This window comes from Streptomyces sp. MAI_2237, assembly GCF_054189285.1.
Genome location: NZ_JAJPGQ010000002.1, coordinates 716,340 through 733,073, shown reverse-complemented (window position 1 = coordinate 733,073; position 16,734 = coordinate 716,340). Strand labels below are relative to the sequence as shown.

Genomic DNA, 16,734 nt, shown 5'->3' with positions numbered 1-16,734 from the left:
CTACTGTCGTCAACAGGCGTTGGCAAACAGGCGTTGGCATCAGGAGGTCTCCATGAACGGCACCGCATCCCACCGCTCCGTGCTCGTCGTCGGCGCCGGCCCCGCGGGGCTCCTGCTCGCCGGGGACCTCGCCGAGGCCGGTGTCCCCGTCACCCTCGTCGAGAAGCGCCCCCACAGGATCAGCAACCTCTCCCGGGCCTTCGTCCTGCACGCCCGCACCCTGGAGCAGCTCGACACCCGCGGTCTCGCCGGCGAGCTGGAGCGGGCCGGGCGCCCCCTCGACCGCCTCCGCCTCTTCGGCCGCCTCACCGTGGAGCTCGACACCCTCCCCTCCCGCTTCAACCACCTCCTCGTCATCCCGCAGTACGAGGTGGAGAAGGCGCTGTACCGCCGGGCCGTCGAGGCGGGCGTGGACTTCCGCCACGAGACCGAGCTGACCGGGCTCACCCAGGACGCGGACGGCGTGACGGTCGAGGTCCGCGGCCCCGGCGGCGTGGCGGAGACCCTGCGCGCGGCGTACGTCGTCGGCACCGACGGCATGCGCAGCGCCGTGCGGGACGCGATCGGGCTGCCCTTCCCCGGCCGCTCGGTGATCCGGTCCGTCGTCCTCGCGGACGTGCGGCTGGCCGAGGAGCCGGAGACCCTGCTCACCGTCGACGCCGCCGGTGACGCCTTCGCCTTCCTCGCACCCTTCGGTGACGGCTACTACCGGGTCATCGCCTGGAACCGCGCCCGCGACGTCGCCGACAGCGAGCCTCTCGGCCTCGACGAGGTCAAGGAGGTCACCCGGCTCGCCCTCGGCCGCGACTACGGCATGCACGACGCCCGCTGGATGTCCCGCTTCCACAGCGACGAACGCCAGGCGCCCGCCTACCGCGTGGGCCGCGTCTTCCTCGCCGGGGACGCCGCGCACGTCCACACCCCGGCCGGCGGCCAGGGCATGAACACCGGCCTTCAGGACGTAGCCAACCTGAGCTGGAAGCTCGCCCAGGTGGTGGGCGGCCACGCGGACCCGGCGCTCCTCGACAGCTATCAGGCCGAGCGGCACCCCGTCGGCAAGGCCGTCCTGCGCAGCAGCGGCGGCATCGTGCGCCTGGCAATGGCCAAGGGGCCGTGGGAGCTGGGGCTGCGCGCGGCACTGACCGCGTTCCTGAACGTCGTCACCCCGGCCCGCCGCAGGGCGGCCCGCCAGATCACCGGGATCGGCTACCGGTACCCGGCGCCGCGGGGCGCCCACCGCCTCACCGGAGCCCGGGTCCCGGACGTGGCCCTGGAGAGCGGCCGCCTCCACGAGGCCCTGCGTGGCGGCCGGTTCGTCCTGATCACTCCCGAGCCCTACGCCGACCGGAGCGCCGACAAGGACCGGCTGGCCGTGGAACGCTGGGCGAGCGGGCGCGGTACGACGCTGCTGGTTCGGCCCGACGGATACGTGGCCTGGGCGGCGGAGTCGGCGGACGCGGCGGCGATCGAGGACGCGCTCGCCCGGCACGTGGGCTGACGCCGGGCGCCGGCCCCCATGGGGCCTAGTGCTCCGCCTCCTGCGTCCCCGCCAGCAACTCTCGCAACAGGTCGGCCAGTTGGCCGGCCTGTTCGTCGTCCATCGGGGACAGCGCCTCCGTCTGGACGGCCAGGCCCGCGCCCACCGCCTGGTCGATGACCTCCAACCCCTTGTCGGTGAGCGTCACTTGGAGGGCTCGGCGGTCGTGCGGGTCGGGGGAGCGGCGCAGGAGTCCGGCGCGCTCCAGCTTGTCCAGGCGGCCGGTCATGCCGCCCGTGGTGAGCATCAGGGTCGCCGAGAGCTGACGCGGCGAGAGGGTGTACGGCTCCCCGGAGCGGCGCAGGGTCGCCAGGACGTCGAACTCGCCGCGTGAGATGCCGTACGGGGCGTAGGCCTTCTCCATGCGGTCGCCCATGGTGCGCGAGAGCCGGTAGATCCGGCCGAAGACCTCCATCGCCCTGGTGTCGAGGTCGGGCCGCGCCCGCGCCCACTGGTCGATGATCGCGTCGACGGCGTCCTTGCGCTCTGCACTCATGTCCCGAGTATCCGCACCGGTCCGGTCGGCCGCAAGAAAGTAGCTTGACGGCAAGTTGCTTAGCGCTAAGCTAATGACAGCCAAGCTACTCGTGGAGGGGTCGACCGTGGAGAAACCGGAGCGCATACCCGGCCAGTGGGCGCTGCCCGTCGCCGCCGCCGTCAACGGCGTCGGCACCGGCATGTACGTACCGTTCACGCTGGTCTTCTTCCATCACGTCACCGGCCTGTCCTTCACCGTCGTCGGGCTGGTGCTCACGGTGACCGGGCTCGCCGGGATGGCCGCGCTGCCCCCGGCCGGGGCGGCCGTCGACCGGTTCGGCGCGCGGCGCGTGCAGCTCGCGCTGTACGGGGTGCGGGCCGTCGGCTTCGCCCTGTACCCCTTCGCCGGCTCTCTCCCCGCCTTCGCGGGCGTCGCCCTGGTCACCGCCGCGGCCGACCGCGCCTTCCCCGCCGTACAGTCCTCGCTGCTCGGCGAGGTGGCGCGGGGTGCCGGGCGGGACCGGCTGCAGGCGGCCAACCGGGCGATGCAGAACGGCGGGTACGGCACCGGCGCCCTGCTCGCCACGCTCGTCATCGCCCTCGCCGGCAGCGCCGGCTACACCTACGCGGCCTGGGGCAACGCGCTGTCCTTCGCCCTCGCCGCGCTGCTGCTGCGCCCCCTGCGGCCGCTGCCCGCGGCCGGCCGCGCGGCGGAGCCCAGGGCCGGGGCCGGATACCGGCTGGTGCTGGCCGACCGGCCCTTCCTGGTGGTCACCGGCGCCAACTTCCTGAACGCGCTCAGCTATTCGGCGCTGTCGGTGCTCTTCCCGCTGTTCGTCGTGGAGTGGCTGCACGGGCCCGCGGTGCTCACCGGCGCCGCGTTCACGCTCAACACCGTGCTGTGCGCGGTGGCCGGGGTGTTCGTCGGCGCCCGGGTGCGCCGGACCGGGGCACGGCGCACCCGGGCGGCGGCGCTGGGCGGCGCCCTGTTCGCGGCCGCGTTCCTCGCGCAGATCGTGCTGGGCACCCTGCGGCCGGGCTCCGCGGCGGTGCTGGGCGGGGCCCTGGTCGCCGTGGTCCTCGTCTACACCCTCGGTGAGCTGATCCACAGCCCCGCCGCCGAGGTCCTCGCCGTGGCGGCGGCCCCCGAGGATGTGCGCGGCCGGTACCTGGCGGCCTACCAGATGTCCTGGTCGCTGGCCAAGGCGGTCGCGCCGTCGCTGTTCACGGCACTGCTCGCGGTGGACGGACGGGCGCCCTGGGCGCTCCTCGTCCTCACGTCGGCCGCCGCCGCGGCCCTCCTGATCCGCACGGAACGGCACCTGCCGGCCGACGCGGTACGCCCCACGACGACCACGATCGTCCACACGACCACCGCGTCCACCCCGACCGGAACCACGCTCGCCTCCGGCACAGCTGAGGCCGGCGCCGCTCAGCTCGCCTCCCGCACGGCGGAGGTCGGCACCGCGCCGGGCGCCTCCCGCCGGCCGGAAGCCGAAACCGGGCGGCTCGCCTCCCGCCGGCCGGAATCCGGAGCCCCGCCGAGCACCTCCCGCACGGCGGCGGCCAGGAGAGCGCCGTTCGCCTCCCGCCCCGCCGCAGCCTCGTTCACCTCCCGCCCCGCCGAAGGAAGCCGGTCATGAAGCGTTCCGCCGTCGTTCTGGGTACCGCGCTCGCTCCCGTGTCCTGGGGTACCACCTATGCCGTCACCACGGAGTTCCTGCCGGCCGACCGGCCCTTGTTCACCGCGCTCGCCCGTGCTCTTCCCGCGGGGCTGGTGCTGCTGGCGGTCGGGCGGGTGCTGCCGCGGGGGGCCTGGTGGTGGCGGTCGGCCGTGCTCGGTGCGCTGAACATCGGCGCGTTCTTCCCGCTGCTGTTCCTGTCCGCGTACCGCCTGCCCGGCGGCATGGCGGCCGTCGTGGGCTCGGCCGGGCCGCTGTTCGTGGTCGGGCTGTCGGCGCTGCTGCTGGGGCAGCGGCCGACGAGGCGGGCCCTGCTCGCCGGGTTCGTGGCGGCGTTCGGCGTCAGTCTCGTCGTCCTGAGGGCGGCCGGGGCACTCGACCCCGTCGGCGTCCTCGCCGCCCTCGGCTCGACCGCGTCGATGTCCACCGGCACGGTGCTCACCAAGAAGTGGGGCCGCCCCGACGGAGTGGGCCCGCTCGCCCTGACCGGCTGGCAACTGACGGCCGGAGGGCTGCTCATCGCCCCGCTCGCCCTCCTCGTCGAGGGCGCCCCGCCCGCCCTGGACGCCCGCGCGATCGGCGGCTACCTCTACCTCGCCCTGGCCAACACGGCCGTCGCCTACTGGCTGTGGTTCCGCGGCATCGGCCGCCTGACCGCCACGCAGGTCACCTTCCTCGGTCCGCTCTCCCCGCTCACCGCCGCGATCGTCGGCTGGGCGGCCCTCGGCCAGCCCCTCACGCCGGTCCAACTGGCCGGCATGGCCCTGGCGTTCGGGGCGACGGTGGCGGGGCAGCTCGGGGCCGGCCGGCGGGCGTCCCGCGTCGCCGCGGGCGACACCGTGACGGAGGCACCCGGCCCCGCGCCCACGCCCTCGCCCTCACCCGCGCCCTCGCCTACGCGCTGAAGTAGTGCCCCTCATCCAGGTCCTCCAGCAGGCCGGGGCCCGTCGCCGCCCAGGACAGCCACTTCCGGGTCAGCGTGTTCGACGCCGGTACGTCGAGGGGGACGGTGTGGCCGAGCCAGCCGAAGTGGGACTCCGCCTCCTCGGCGGCGACGGAGCGCACCGGCAGGTCCAGGTGGCGGCCGATGGCGGCGGCGATGTCGCGGAACGGGATGCCCTCCTCGCCGACGGCGTGCAGGCGGCTGCCCGCCGTCGCCGACTCCAGGGCGAGCCGGACCAGACGGCCGGCGTCCGAGCGGTGCACGGCGGGCCACCGGTTGGCTCCGTCACCGACGTGGCCGGAGAAGCCCTTCTCCCAGAGGACAAGTTCGAGGTCGTCGCCGCCGGGGAGGCCCTGGTCGTCACCGCGTACCCGACCGGCATCCGGCTGCGCCCCGACCTGACCGCCGTCCCGCTGCACGGCGTGGAGCCCAGCCAGGTCGCCCTCGCCACCCGGGCCGGTGACCGCGGCCGTCTGGTGACCGCGTTCCGCAAGGTCGCCCGCACCCACCTCACCGGGCCGGCCGAACCGGTGTGACCGAGGGGTCCCCGCGGCCCCGTACCGCGATAGCGTCACTCCGTCCCCACGTGACGCAACGCGCCCAGCCCGGAGGTGCCCGTGGTCGCCGACTTCTGTGCCAGTTGCGGCAAGCCGCTGCCCGCTCGGGCGGGCCGTACCGGCCGCAGTTCCGTGTACTGCTCGGCCGCGTGCCGGCAGAAGGCCTACCGGGAGCGGCAGCAGAAAGCGGCCGACGCCGGGGCCGGTGTGCAGGGCCTGATCGACGACATCGGACGCCGGGTGACCGATTTGGTGCCGCAGCCGGCCTCCGTCCTGTACTCCGGGGTGACCGAGCTGTCGGCGTCCGTCGCCCGGCTCCGCCGCGTCGCCCGGGTCGCCCGCGACACCGCGAACGATTCCGTCACGCAGGCGGCCGTGACGCAACAAGGCACGGGACACGTCACGCCGACCGCTGCCGGGGAAAACGTCACGCCGGAACCCGTGACGCAATCCTCCGCCGCCCGCTCCGCCCTCAACGAGGCCGACTTCGCCGCCCTCACCGAGTCCCACCGCCGCGAGATCCACGTCCACTGCTACCGCATGACCGGCTCCTACGACGACGCCGAGGACCTCGTGCAGGAGACGTTCCTGCGGGCCTGGCGGGCCCGGGACGCCTTCGAGGGGCGGGCCGGCGCCCGCACCTGGCTGTACCGCATCGCCACCAACGCCTGCCTGGACTTCCAGCGCCGCACCGCCCGCCGCCCCCAGCGCTACGAGCCGATCCCCGGCATGAACCACGGCACCGGCGAACCCCCGGCCCGCCTCACCTGGCTCCAGCCCTACCCGGACGACGAACTGCCCTCCGCCGAGGAACAGCCCGAGGCCGCCGCCGTCTCCCGGGAGACCCTGGAGCTGGTCTTCCTCGCCGCGATCCAGCACCTGCCGCCCCGCCAGCGCGCCGTGCTGATCCTGCGGGACGTGCTCGGCCTGTCCGCCGCCGAGACCGCCGACGCCCTCGGCCTGACCGTCGCCTCCGCCAACAGCGCCCTGCAGCGCGCCCGCCCCACCCTCCGCGACCACCTGCCCGGCCGGCGCGCCGACTGGCGCACCGCGGAGCCCACGGACTCCCAACGCACCGTCCTGCACCAGTACATGAGCGCGGCCCAGACCCTCGACTTCACCGCGATGACCGACCTGCTCAGCAAGGACGTCACGCTGACGATGCCGCCCAACCCCTTCTGGTTCACCGGCCGGGACGCGCTCGTGGAGTTCCTGCGGCCCACCCTCGACCCCGGGTCCCCCCTGTTCTTCGGCCACTGGCGCCACCTGCCCGCCCGCGCCAACGGCCAGCTCGCCGCGGGCGGTTACGTCCGCAGGCCCGGCACGAACGTCTACCGCGCCCAGGTCCTCGACGTCCTGCGCTTCGACGCCGACGACCGGATCGTGGAGATCACCTCCTTCGAGCCGCACCTGTTTCCGGCCTTCGGTCTGCCGCTGCGCCTGTGATCCCGCCCCACCGATGAGCGGGCGCGGTCCGGTGCGTCTGTATGTCCGACCGACACGGAACGCCTTTCCTCAGGAGATCACCATGCTGCTCACCGACAAGACCGCGATCATCTACGGCGCCGGCGGCTCGATCGGCGGTGCGGTCGCCCGCGCCTTCGCCGCCGAGGGCGCCCGCCTGCACCTGGTGGGCCGCACCCGCGCGACGCTGGAGGCGGTGGCCGCCGACATCAAGGACGCCGAGGTCGCCGTGGTGGACGCGCTCGACGAGCGGGCGGTCGAGGAGCACCTCGCGCGCGTCGGCGACGTCGACATCTCCTTCAACCTCGTCACCCGCGGCGACGTCCAGGGAGTCCCGCTCACCGAGATGCCCGTGGACGACTTCCTGCGGCCCGTGACCGACGGCCTGCGCGCCAACTTCCTCACCGCCCGCGCCGCCGGCCGCCGCATGGCCGAGCACGGCTCGGGCGTGATCCTCACCCTCGACAGCGGCTCCGCGCACGGCAGCCCGATGATGGGCGGGACCGGGCCCGCCGATGCCGCGATCGACACGCTCGTACGGAACCTGGCGATCGAGCTGGGACCGCGCGGGGTGCGGGCCGTGGGGATGTGGGCGGCCGGGGTGCCGGAGACGTTCACCGTCGAGAAGCTGTCCGCGGTCAACCCGGCGATCGACGCCGCCGCCGTCCAGGGCATCGTCGAGGGCCTCGCCAAGATGCGCATGACCCGCCGCAACCCCACCCTCGCCGAGGTCGCCGCCACCGCCGTCTTCCTCGCCTCCGACCACGCGGCCGGCCTCACCGGCACCTTCGTCAACGTCACCGGCGGCATGGTGGCCCGCTGAGGACACGGACGCGAAAGGGCGCCCGGCGGATCGCCGGGCGCCCTTCGTCGTCGTGGCGCTTCGCGTCGTAGCGCTTCGCGTCGCGGTGCGGACTAGACGGCCGCGTCCGCCGCCTGCGCCTTCAGCGCGCGCTCCACGCCCGAGCGGGACTCCGAGACCAGGCGGCGCAGGGCCGCGTTCGGCTCCGCGTCGGCCATCCAGGCGTCCGTGCGGTCCAGGATCTCCTGCGAGACCTGGAACGCCGGGTACAGGCCCACGGCGATCTGCTGGGCCATCTCGTGCGAACGCGACCCCCAGATGTCCTTGACCACCTCGAAGTACTTCGCCGTGTACGGCGCCAGCAGCTCACGCTGGTCGGCCTGCACGAAGCCGCCGATGACCGCCTCCTGCACGGCGTTCGGCAGCTTGTCGGACTCCACGACCGACGCCCAGGCCTCCGCCTTCGCCTCGGCCGTCGGACGGGCGGCACGGGCGCTGGCCGCGTGCCGCTCACCGGCGGCCGTCCTGTCCCGCTCGTACTCGGCGGCGATCTCCGCCTCGTCGAACCGGCCGACCGCCGCGAGCCGCTGCACGAACGCCCAGCGCAGATCGGTGTCGACGGTCAGCCCCTCGACCGTCTGCGAACCGTCGAGCAGCGCCTCCAGCAGGTCCAGCTGCTCCGGCGTACGGGCCGTGGCCGCGAACGCGCGCGCCCAGGCCAGCTGGTGGTCGCTGCCCGGCTCCGCGGAGCGCAGGTGCGCGAGCGTGGCGTCGGTCCAGCGGGTCAGCAGCGCCTCGCGGGCGGTCGGGTCGGCGTACATCTCGATCGCCAGCTTCACCTGGCGGTGCAGCGACTGCACGACACCGATGTCGGACTCCTTGCCGATGCCCGACAGGACGAGCGAGAGGTAGTCGCGGGTGGCGAGCTCGGCGTCCCGGGTCATGTCCCAGGCCGACGCCCAGCACAGGGCGCGCGGCAGCGAGGACTCGAAGTCGCCGAGGTGCTCGGTGACGAACGCCAGCGAGTGCTCGTCGAGACGGACCTTGGCGTACGACAGGTCGTCGTCGTTGAGCAGCACCACGGCCGGCCGGCGCTTGCCGACCAGCTGCGGTACGGCGGTCAGCTCGCCGTCGACGTCCAGCTCGATCCGCTCCTCGCGGACCAGCTTGCCGCTCACGTCGTCCCGCTCGTACAGGCCGATGGCGATGCGGTGCGGCCGCAGCGTGGGCTCGCCCTTGGCGCCCGCCGGGAGCGCCGGGGCCTCCTGGCGGACGGCGAAGGAGGTGACGACACCGTCGGCGTCGGTCTCGATCTCCGGGCGCAGGACGTTGATGCCGGCCGTCTGCAGCCACTTCTGCGACCAGGTGCCCAGGTCACGGCCGGAGGTCTCCTCCAGCGCGCCGAGCAGGTCGGACAGGCGCGTGTTGCCGAACGCGTGCCGCTTGAAGTACGCCTGCACACCGCGGAAGAACTCGTCCATGCCGACGTAGGCGACGAGCTGCTTGAGGACGGAGGCACCCTTGGCGTAGGTGATGCCGTCGAAGTTGACCAGGACGTCGTCCAGGTCGCGGATCTCGGCCATGATCGGGTGGGTGGAGGGCAGCTGGTCCTGCCGGTACGCCCACGTCTTCATGGAGTTGGCGAACGTCGTCCACGAGTGCGGCCAGCGCGAGGCGGGGTGGTGCGCCTGGCAGGCGATGGAGGTGTAGGTGGCGAACGACTCGTTCAGCCACAGGTCGTTCCACCACTCCATGGTGACCAGGTCGCCGAACCACATGTGCGCCAGCTCGTGCAGGATCGTCTCCGCGCGCACCTCGTAGGCGGCGTCGGTCACCTTGGACCGGAAGACGTACTGGTCGCGGATGGTCACCGCGCCCGCGTTCTCCATCGCGCCGGCGTTGAACTCCGGCACGAACAGCTGGTCGTACTTCTGGAACGGGTAGGCGTAGTCGAACTTCTCCTGGAACCAATCGAAGCCCTGCCGCGTGACCTCGAAGATCGCGTCGGAGTCCAGGAACTCGGCGAGCGAGGGCCGGCAGTAGATGCCCAGCGGCACGGACTGGCCGTCCTTCTCGTACACGCTGTGCACGGAGTGGTACGGGCCGACGATCAGCGCCGTGATGTACGTCGAGATCCGCGGCGTCGGCTCGAACACCCAGACGTCGTCCTTGGGCTCGAGCGTCGGCGAGTTGGAGATGACGGTCCAGCCGGCCGGCGCCTTCACCGTGAACTGGAAGGTGGCCTTGAGGTCCGGCTGCTCGAAGGAGGCGAACACCCGGCGCGCGTCGGGCACCTCGAACTGGGTGTAGAGGTACGCCTGCTCGTCGACGGGGTCGACGAAGCGGTGCAGGCCCTCACCTGTGTTGGTGTACGCGCAGTCGGCGACCACGCGCAGGATGTTGCGGCCCTCCAGCAGGCCGGGCAGGGCGATGCGGGAGTCCGCGAACACCTCGGCCGGGTCGAGCGCGTCGCCGTTCAGGGTGACCTCGTGGACCGTCGGGGCCACCAGGTCGATGAAGGACTCCGCACCGTTCTCCGCGACGTCGAAGCGCACCGTCGTCACGGACCGGTACGTACCGCCCTCTTGCGCGCCGGAGAGGTCGAGGTCGATCTCGTACGACTCGACGGTGAGCAGCTTCGCCCGCTGCTGAGCCTCTTCGCGAGTCAGGTTTGTGCCAGGCACGCGGTCATCTCCTCGGTATGTGTCGGTTCGGCGGTCCGGCCATCCTTCCACGCCGGTGGGGGGAAGGCGATGTCCAATAACCGCCGGTGAGCGCGGCGGCCGCGCGCGACCGTGAACACATGACGACCTACACCGCACGACCCGTCGAACCGTCCGTCCTCAAGGAGCTGCGCACCGCCGACAACGCGGGCCGCCCGATGACCGCGTTCACCGACGACGAGGGCGGCGCACCCCTGCGCTGCTGTCTGCGCCGCAGCGCGCCCGGGGAGCGGATCGCCCTGGTGTCGTACGCGCCGCTGCGCCGCTGGGCGGCCGCGACGGGCGCCGCCCCCGGGGCCTACGACGAGCAGGGTCCCGTCTTCGTCCACGCCGAGGAGTGCCCGGGCCCCGACCTCGACGGCCACCCGTTCGCGAACGCGCACCGCGTCCTGCGCCGCTACTCCGCCGAGGGCCACATCCTGGGCGGGGAACTGGTCGACGCCCCCGACGACGACGCCTTCCACAAAGCGTTCGACGACCCGGCCGTGGCGCTCGTCCACGTCCGGGCCGTCGAGTACGGCTGCTTCCTCTACGAGGTCAGGAGGCCCTAGCTCTTGAGCTCGGCCGCCACCAGTTCCGCGATCTGCACCGCGTTCAGGGCCGCGCCCTTGCGGAGGTTGTCGTTGGAGATGAACAGGGCGAGGCCGTTGTCGACGGTCTCGTCCGCGCGGATGCGGCCGACGAAGGACGGGTCCTGGCCGGCGGCCTGCAGCGGGGTCGGGATGTCGGAGAGCGCGACACCCGGGGCGCCGGCGAGCAGCTCGGTGGCGCGCTCGGGGCTGATCGGGCGGGCGAAGCGGGCGTTGACCTGCAGGGAGTGGCCCGAGAAGACGGGGACGCGGACGCAGGTGCCGGACACCTTGAGGCCGGGGATCTCCAGGATCTTGCGGGACTCGTTGCGGAGCTTCTGCTCCTCGTCGGTCTCGTTCAGGCCGTCGTCGACGAGGTTGCCGGCGAAGGGCAGGACGTTGAAGGCGATGGGCCGCTTGTAGACGCCGGGCTCGGGGAAGTCGACCGCCGCGCCGTCGTGGGTGAGCTTGTCGGCGTCGGCCACGACCTTCTGCGTCTGGCCGTGCAACTCGGCCACGCCCGCGAGGCCCGAACCGGACACCGCCTGGTAGGTGGCGACGACCAGCGCCTCCAGGCCCGCCTCGGCGTGCAGCGGCTTCAGGACCGGCATCGCGGCCATCGTCGTGCAGTTCGGGTTGGCGATGATGCCCTTGGGGCGGTCGGCGATCGCGTGCGGGTTCACCTCGGAGACGACCAGCGGGACCTCGGGGTCCTTGCGCCAGGCCGAGGAGTTGTCGATCACGACCGCGCCCTGCGAGGCGACCTTTTCGGCCAGCGCCTTCGAGGTCGCGCCGCCCGCGGAGAACAGCACGATGTCCAGACCCGTGTAGTCCGCGGCCGCCGCGTCCTCCACCGTGACGCCGTCCAGGACCGTCCCCGCCGAACGGGCCGAGGCGAACAGGCGCAGCTCGGTGACCGGGAAGTTCCGTTCCGTGAGGATCCTGCGCATGACCGTGCCGACCTGACCGGTGGCTCCGACGATTCCGACCCTCACGGTGACTCCTTCTGGCTGTTCTCGGTGTCTGCGGCTTTTCCATCATGCGGCCGACCCGGTGCTACCTGTCCAATTCTTTGCGTGCCATGCCCGGGGAGCGGGACGACACGGACCGGTCTGCGGCTGCCAAACTCCCGCCACGCCCCTTCTGAGCTGCAGAAGTTCGTCCTACGATCGCCCTCCGCCGCAAGCCGTGCAGCTCCGGGCACGGGTGTGACGTACGCCTCTCCGCGCGGCGCCAACCTCCGGCGAACGTTTCCGGGCGGTCCCGCGTCGTAGAGGAAACGCGGTGAGGGGGTGGCTTGTGCTGCGCAGGAAGGCCCGCCGGGCCCAGGAGGACGACCACGGTGATCCCCTGGACGCGGCTCAGGAACGCCGGGTGCGGGCGGTGCTCGCGCTGGGCGGGGTGCCGCAGGCGGACCTGCCGGACGGGGTACAGCAGGTACGCCTGCGGCTGCTGGAGCGGGCGGCGAAGGGCTACGAGGCGCCGCGCGACGTCTCCGCGTGGGCGGCGGTCGTCGCCTCCAACCTGGCCATGGACTGGCACCGGGCCAAGAAGCGTCAGGAGCGGCTGGGGGAGCGGCTGTCCTCCCTGCGCCAGCACGAGCAGCCCTCCGGCGAGGACACCAGCGTGCTGTCCCTGGCCGTCGCCCAGGGGCTGGACGAACTGCCCGACGCCCAGCGCCAGGTTCTCGTCCTGCGCTTCTACGCCGACCTGCCCGTCCGCTCGATCGCCCAGGAGCTCGGCGTCCCGGAGGGCACGGTCAAGAGCCGGCTGCACACGGCGGTCCGGGCCCTGCGCGCCCGCCTGCACGAGGACGAGGTGGTGTGAGATGACCGCCGAACACGAGACCCACGGCTCCGGCGACGGCACGGACGCGCTGATGGCCGCGATCACCGGCGAGCGGCCCCCGGACGGCGCCGACGCCGCCTTCCTCGCCGAGCACCGGCGGGCCGAGGCCGATGTGGCGCTGCTGCGGGAGCAGCTCGGGCTGATCGGGGACGCCCTGGCGGCGCAGCCGCGGCCGAACCGGCAGTCCGCGGCGGCACGGGCGCCCCGCGCCCGGCACCCGGTGCGCAGGTTCGCCTTCGCGGGCCTCGCCGTCGCCGCCGTCACGGGCGTGCTCTCGGGCATGGTCTGGCTGCTCGGACAGGCCGGCGGCAGTATGGGCGGCGACTCGAAGAGCGCGTCCGGTGCCAGGGCCGCCGACTCCGCGGCGCCCCGCTCGCCGTTCTCCAGTCCCGGCTACCTGGCCTGTGCGGGCCTGGTCGCCGAGGGCGAGGTGACCCGGGTGGAACAGGTGCCGGGCGAGGCCGGGCAGGACCGGATCACCCTGCACGTGACCCGGTCGTACAAGCCCGCGAAGGGGAAGCGGGAGCTGAGCCTGCTGGTCGACGGGGAAACCGTCCCCAAGGACCTGCACAAGGGCGACCGCGTCCTGGTCGGCGTCCCGCGGCAGGCGACCACCCCGGACTACGTCCTCGTCGGGGAGAAGGACATCGCCCGGGAACGCCCCGGACTGCTCCGGACCCTGCCGGAGTCGGCCGACCTCACCTGCTGACGGGCGGGGACGGCGAAGGGCGGGCGCCCGTACGGACGCCCGCCCTCACCTGTGCCGTTCCGGCTACTGCGTGACCTTCTCGATCTTCACGCTGCCGGTGCCCGCGACCGTGCCGCGGGCGTTGACCAGCTGCACCTGGCCGAAGAACGCGCGGCCCTCCGGGGCGGCGGCCGCCGCGCTGACCGTGCCCGAGACGGTCGCCGAGGCGCCCGTGCCGAGCTTCACCGGCGCCGACTCGTCGACGGTGACGGTGCCCAGGGACGGGGAGAAGAAGACGTCCTGGTAGTCGTAGGCGGTGGAGCCGGCCGGGACGGAGTAGCCCGCGACCTCGATGGTGTACGTGCCGGCGGCCGGCGAGGCGATGGAGACCGCCTCCTCCGAGTCGCCGTCGGCGGACTGGCCGACGACCGTGCCCGCGGCGTTCTTCACCGTCAGGTCGAGGTCGGCGGAGGCGTCGGAGACCTTGCCGATGGCCACGTCGAGGGACTTGGCGCCCGCGGGCACCTCCACCGTCGTGGTCTGCGTCTCGCCCTGCTTGATGGTCGGGCGGGCCGTCTTGGCGGAGCCCAGCGGACCGCCGGCCAGGTGGCCGTCGATCGCGGCGAGCGTGTTCGTCACCTTCCAGGAGACGGGGGCCGGCGTGCCGACCTTCGCCTCGGGCACGGTCACCGTCGCCGGGTCGAAGGCGGCGCCGTAGACGGCGACGTCCAGCTTGTACGGGTTGTCGAGCAGCGGCGAGGTGCGGCGCGACTCGACCTCGATCTCCCAGACGCCGGCCTGCGGGTCCGCGTACGCGCGCACGTCGGGCTTGCAGCCGTTGCCGTCCAGGTAGTTGTTGTAGCAGTACGGCGTGCTGGTGTTGTCGACCGGGACGCCGTAGGGGTGGATCGCGATGAACCGGGTCTGGCTCTTGTCCTTCAGCCCGCCGATCGCGACCTCCAGGGACTTGGCGCCCTCGGGCACGGTCACGAAGTACGACTGGGTGCTGTTGCGCTGCACGGTGTTCGAGGCCGAGAAGGTGTACTTCACCGGCGTCGAGACCACCACGGTGGCCAGAATCTGCTTGTCGACGCCCTCGGTCCGCGGGTCGTCGACCTCCAGGATCGCGCTCTTGAGACCGGCGGAGCGGGGCTTGGCCTGCACCTTGACGGTCACCGGCTGGTTCAGCGGCAGCCGCACCTCGTCGTCGCCGACGATCCGGAAGGTGTCACCGGCGTTGTTGGCGAGGTGCAGCTCGTGGCGGATCGCCTTGTCCGGGCCGGAGGTCCGGGTGACGGTGATGTCGTACGTCTTCTTCTCGCCGGCCTTCAGGCCGCCCTCGCGGTCGTAGAGGCCGGTGCCGAAGCCGGGCGTCTTCAGGGCGGAGTCGATCGCGGTGTCGACCGGCGCCTTCACGGTGTAGTCGTGGGCCGTGGCGCCGTGCCGGATGGCGTCCCAGGCGTCGACGATGTCGATGCGGCCCGCGCCTTCCTCGTACGCCTGAACGCCCTTGATGTGACCGGCCGTCGAGGTCAGCGCCGTGCGCAGGTCGGCGGGGGAGAGGGCGAGGCCCTTCTGCTTGGCGGCGCTCAGCAGCAGCGCGGTGGCGCCGGTGGCCTGCGGGGACGCCATCGAGGTGCCCTGCAGCATGGAGTAGCCGGCCGGCAGCGTGTAGCCCGACTCGGCGACCGGGGAGCCCGGCAGCCAGGTCTGGGTGGTGTTGATGGCGGCGCCGGGGGCGACCAGGGTGGGCGTGAAGCCGCCGTCCTCGCGCGGGCCGCGGGAGGAGAAGGGCATCATCGCGTACTTCTTTTCCACGGCCGAGCCGTAGTTGGCGGCCCAGGTCTCCTTGGAGATGGCGGCGCCGACGGAGATCACCTTGTCGGCCAGGCCCGGGTCGCCGATGGTGTTGGCGCCGGGGCCGGAGTTGCCGGCCGAGATCACCAGCTGCACGCCGTAGGTGTCGATGAGCCGCGTGTACAGCTCGGAGCGGGCGTTGTTGCCGTCGTTGAGCGCCGGCAGGCCGCCGATCGACATGTTGACGATGTCGACGCCGCGGTTGACGACGAGGTCGATCATGCCCTCGGTGAGCGCGACGTTGGTGCAGCCGCCGCTCCAGGTGCAGGCCCGGGAGGAGACGATCTTCGCGCCGGGGGCGGCGCCGTTCATCCGGCCGCCGAACAGGCCGTTGGCGGCGGTGATGCCGGCGACGTGGGTGCCGTGCTCGGACTCGATGACGCCGATGTTGACGTAGTCGGCCTTGGAGCCGGAGGAGTTGTAGACGACGTCCTTGCGGATCTCCACGACGAACGGGATGCGCTCGACCACGTCCGTGGACGGGTCGTCCGTGCCGAAGTAGCCGATCTGGAAGCCGTCCTTGTACGGCTTCATCGGCACGTCGTCGGTGAAGTCCAGGTTGTCGTTCGTGTCGACCCGCACGGTGCCGGACGCCGGGTCGTAGAGCACGCCCCACGCGTCGGTCGTGTCGCCGTCGCGGTTCAGGTCGCCCTTCATGTCGCCACCGGTCGTGGCGGACTCGTACATGTAGTTGAACTTGTACGAGCCCTCGGGCGCCTTGAAGGTCTCGCCGCCCAAGGTGAACACCGGGCCGGAGGCCGCGGCGGTCATCCGCCGCCAGGTGCCGTCGCCGTCGGTCACCGGGTCCGTCGCCGTCACCCAGTCGACGATCTTCCGCTCGCCGGTGGTGGTCTTCTGCAGCGCCGGGTGGCCGAGGTCGACGCCGGAGTCGAGGATGCCGATGGTGACGCCGCGGCCGTCCGCCTTCGGGTGGTCCTTCACGAAGTCGACGGCACCCGTCTCGAAGGACGGGTTGTACGGGTTGCGGGCCGGGGTCTTCTTGCCCGGGGCCGGGTACGTCGTGTCGTGCGAGGCGGACTTGGCGCCGCCGGTCACGGCGGGGTCGTCCAGCGGTATCTCGTTGCGCAGGTCGATGCCGTGCACGGAGGGGAGCTTCGCGGCGGCGGCGATGGCCGAGTCGGCCTTGCCGGTCGGGACGGTGGCGCGGACGTAGCCGAGCTTGTCGTACGTCCTTCCGACCGTGCCGCCCTCGACGGCGTCGAGCTCCTTGGCGACCTGCTCGGTCTGCCCGGGCGCGGTGGCGATCATCATCGTGACGTTCTTGGCGCCGTCGGCCTTGGCGTCGGCGAGCAGGTCCGCGTCGTCGGAACCGAGCTTCTTCTGCGCGGACTTGACGGTGCCGTCCGCGGGAGCGGTGGCGGCGGGCGGGCCGTCGGCGGAGAAGGCCAGGGGTATGGGCCCGGCCGCGGAGAGCGCGGCGGCGAGACCTGCGACCACGGCTGTGCGGGCCACGCGTCTCTGGGGGGTGAGGGTCATCGGCATCCCTTGTACGGAAAGGAACGTGCGAACGACCGCAAAGCTTTACGCAAGGGACAGTTGTTTGGCAGATGTTGACCGAAACGAGAT

At 72.7% G+C, this 16,734-nt stretch carries 14 protein-coding genes; 9 read left to right on the top strand and 5 right to left on the bottom strand.

What is annotated here, in order from left to right:
* The first annotated feature begins 52 nt into the window (after positions 1 to 52).
* The gene (locus tag LN251_RS08155; protein ID WP_458243802.1) at positions 53 to 1,498 is read left to right on the top strand and encodes an FAD-dependent monooxygenase; all 1,446 of its coding nucleotides are present in this window, start codon (positions 53 to 55) and stop codon (positions 1,496 to 1,498) included.
* 25 nt (positions 1,499 to 1,523) lie between these two features.
* Here the strand turns inward: LN251_RS08155 and LN251_RS08150 are convergent, their stop codons facing one another.
* A complete protein-coding gene (locus tag LN251_RS08150) occupies positions 1,524 to 2,033 on the bottom strand; it encodes a MarR family winged helix-turn-helix transcriptional regulator (RefSeq protein WP_458243801.1) in 510 nt (169 codons plus the stop codon).
* 73 nt (positions 2,034 to 2,106) lie between these two features.
* Between LN251_RS08150 and LN251_RS08145 the strand changes: the two genes are divergently transcribed.
* On the top strand, positions 2,107 to 3,657 hold the full coding sequence (locus LN251_RS08145) for an MFS transporter (RefSeq protein ID WP_458243800.1): 1,551 nt from the start codon (positions 2,107 to 2,109) through the stop codon (positions 3,655 to 3,657).
* A complete protein-coding gene (locus LN251_RS08140) occupies positions 3,654 to 4,601 on the top strand; it encodes an EamA family transporter (RefSeq protein WP_458243799.1) in 948 nt (315 codons plus the stop codon). Before LN251_RS08145 ends, LN251_RS08140 begins: the two co-directional genes overlap by 4 nt.
* Here the strand turns inward: LN251_RS08140 and LN251_RS08135 are convergent.
* Complete coding sequence (locus LN251_RS08135; protein WP_458243798.1) at positions 4,591 to 4,902, bottom strand: hypothetical protein; 312 nt, start codon at positions 4,900 to 4,902, stop codon at positions 4,591 to 4,593. The two genes, LN251_RS08140 and LN251_RS08135, sit on opposite strands and share 11 nt — an antisense overlap.
* A 30-nt stretch (positions 4,903 to 4,932) precedes the next feature.
* On the opposite strand from LN251_RS08135, the gene LN251_RS08130 reads away from it, so the two are divergent.
* The 3 genes from LN251_RS08130 (at position 4,933) to LN251_RS08120 (ending at position 7,483) form a co-directional block, all read left to right on the top strand.
* Positions 4,933 to 5,175 carry a hypothetical protein gene (locus LN251_RS08130; RefSeq protein WP_458243797.1) on the top strand — a complete coding sequence of 81 codons (243 nt, stop codon included), beginning with the start codon at positions 4,933 to 4,935 and terminating at the stop codon, positions 5,173 to 5,175.
* Between the two features lie 81 nt (positions 5,176 to 5,256).
* Positions 5,257 to 6,642, top strand: coding sequence for a sigma-70 family RNA polymerase sigma factor (locus LN251_RS08125; RefSeq protein WP_458243796.1), 1,386 nt, complete (start codon positions 5,257 to 5,259; stop codon positions 6,640 to 6,642).
* Positions 6,643 to 6,724: 82 nt separating this feature from the next.
* The gene (locus LN251_RS08120; protein WP_458243795.1) at positions 6,725 to 7,483 is read left to right on the top strand and encodes an SDR family NAD(P)-dependent oxidoreductase; all 759 of its coding nucleotides are present in this window, start codon (positions 6,725 to 6,727) and stop codon (positions 7,481 to 7,483) included.
* A gap of 92 nt (positions 7,484 to 7,575) precedes the next feature.
* On the opposite strand, the gene pepN is transcribed toward LN251_RS08120, so the two are convergent.
* Positions 7,576 to 10,146: an aminopeptidase N gene (gene pepN / locus LN251_RS08115; RefSeq protein ID WP_458243794.1), complete on the bottom strand. Its 2,571-nt coding sequence runs from the start codon at positions 10,144 to 10,146 to the stop codon at positions 7,576 to 7,578.
* Between the two features lie 119 nt (positions 10,147 to 10,265).
* On the opposite strand from pepN, the gene LN251_RS08110 reads away from it, so the two are divergent.
* Positions 10,266 to 10,736 (top strand): DUF1203 domain-containing protein, encoded by a 471-nt coding sequence (locus LN251_RS08110; RefSeq protein ID WP_458243793.1) that lies wholly within the window; start codon positions 10,266 to 10,268, stop codon positions 10,734 to 10,736.
* Here LN251_RS08110 and LN251_RS08105 read toward each other — a convergent pair.
* Positions 10,733 to 11,749, bottom strand: coding sequence for an aspartate-semialdehyde dehydrogenase (locus tag LN251_RS08105; protein ID WP_458243792.1), 1,017 nt, complete (start codon positions 11,747 to 11,749; stop codon positions 10,733 to 10,735). The two genes, LN251_RS08110 and LN251_RS08105, sit on opposite strands and share 4 nt — an antisense overlap.
* 304 nt (positions 11,750 to 12,053) lie before the next feature.
* On the opposite strand from LN251_RS08105, the gene LN251_RS08100 reads away from it, so the two are divergent.
* Positions 12,054 to 12,581, top strand: a complete 528-nt coding sequence (locus tag LN251_RS08100; protein ID WP_272174043.1) for an RNA polymerase sigma factor — start codon at positions 12,054 to 12,056, stop codon at positions 12,579 to 12,581.
* Between the two features lies 1 nt (position 12,582).
* Positions 12,583 to 13,311, top strand: coding sequence for a hypothetical protein (locus LN251_RS08095; protein WP_458243791.1), 729 nt, complete (start codon positions 12,583 to 12,585; stop codon positions 13,309 to 13,311).
* A gap of 63 nt (positions 13,312 to 13,374) precedes the next feature.
* Here LN251_RS08095 and LN251_RS08090 read toward each other — a convergent pair whose 3' ends face one another.
* Positions 13,375 to 16,644 (bottom strand): S8 family serine peptidase, encoded by a 3,270-nt coding sequence (locus LN251_RS08090; protein WP_458243790.1) that lies wholly within the window; start codon positions 16,642 to 16,644, stop codon positions 13,375 to 13,377.
* Positions 16,645 to 16,734: the final 90 nt, after the last annotated feature.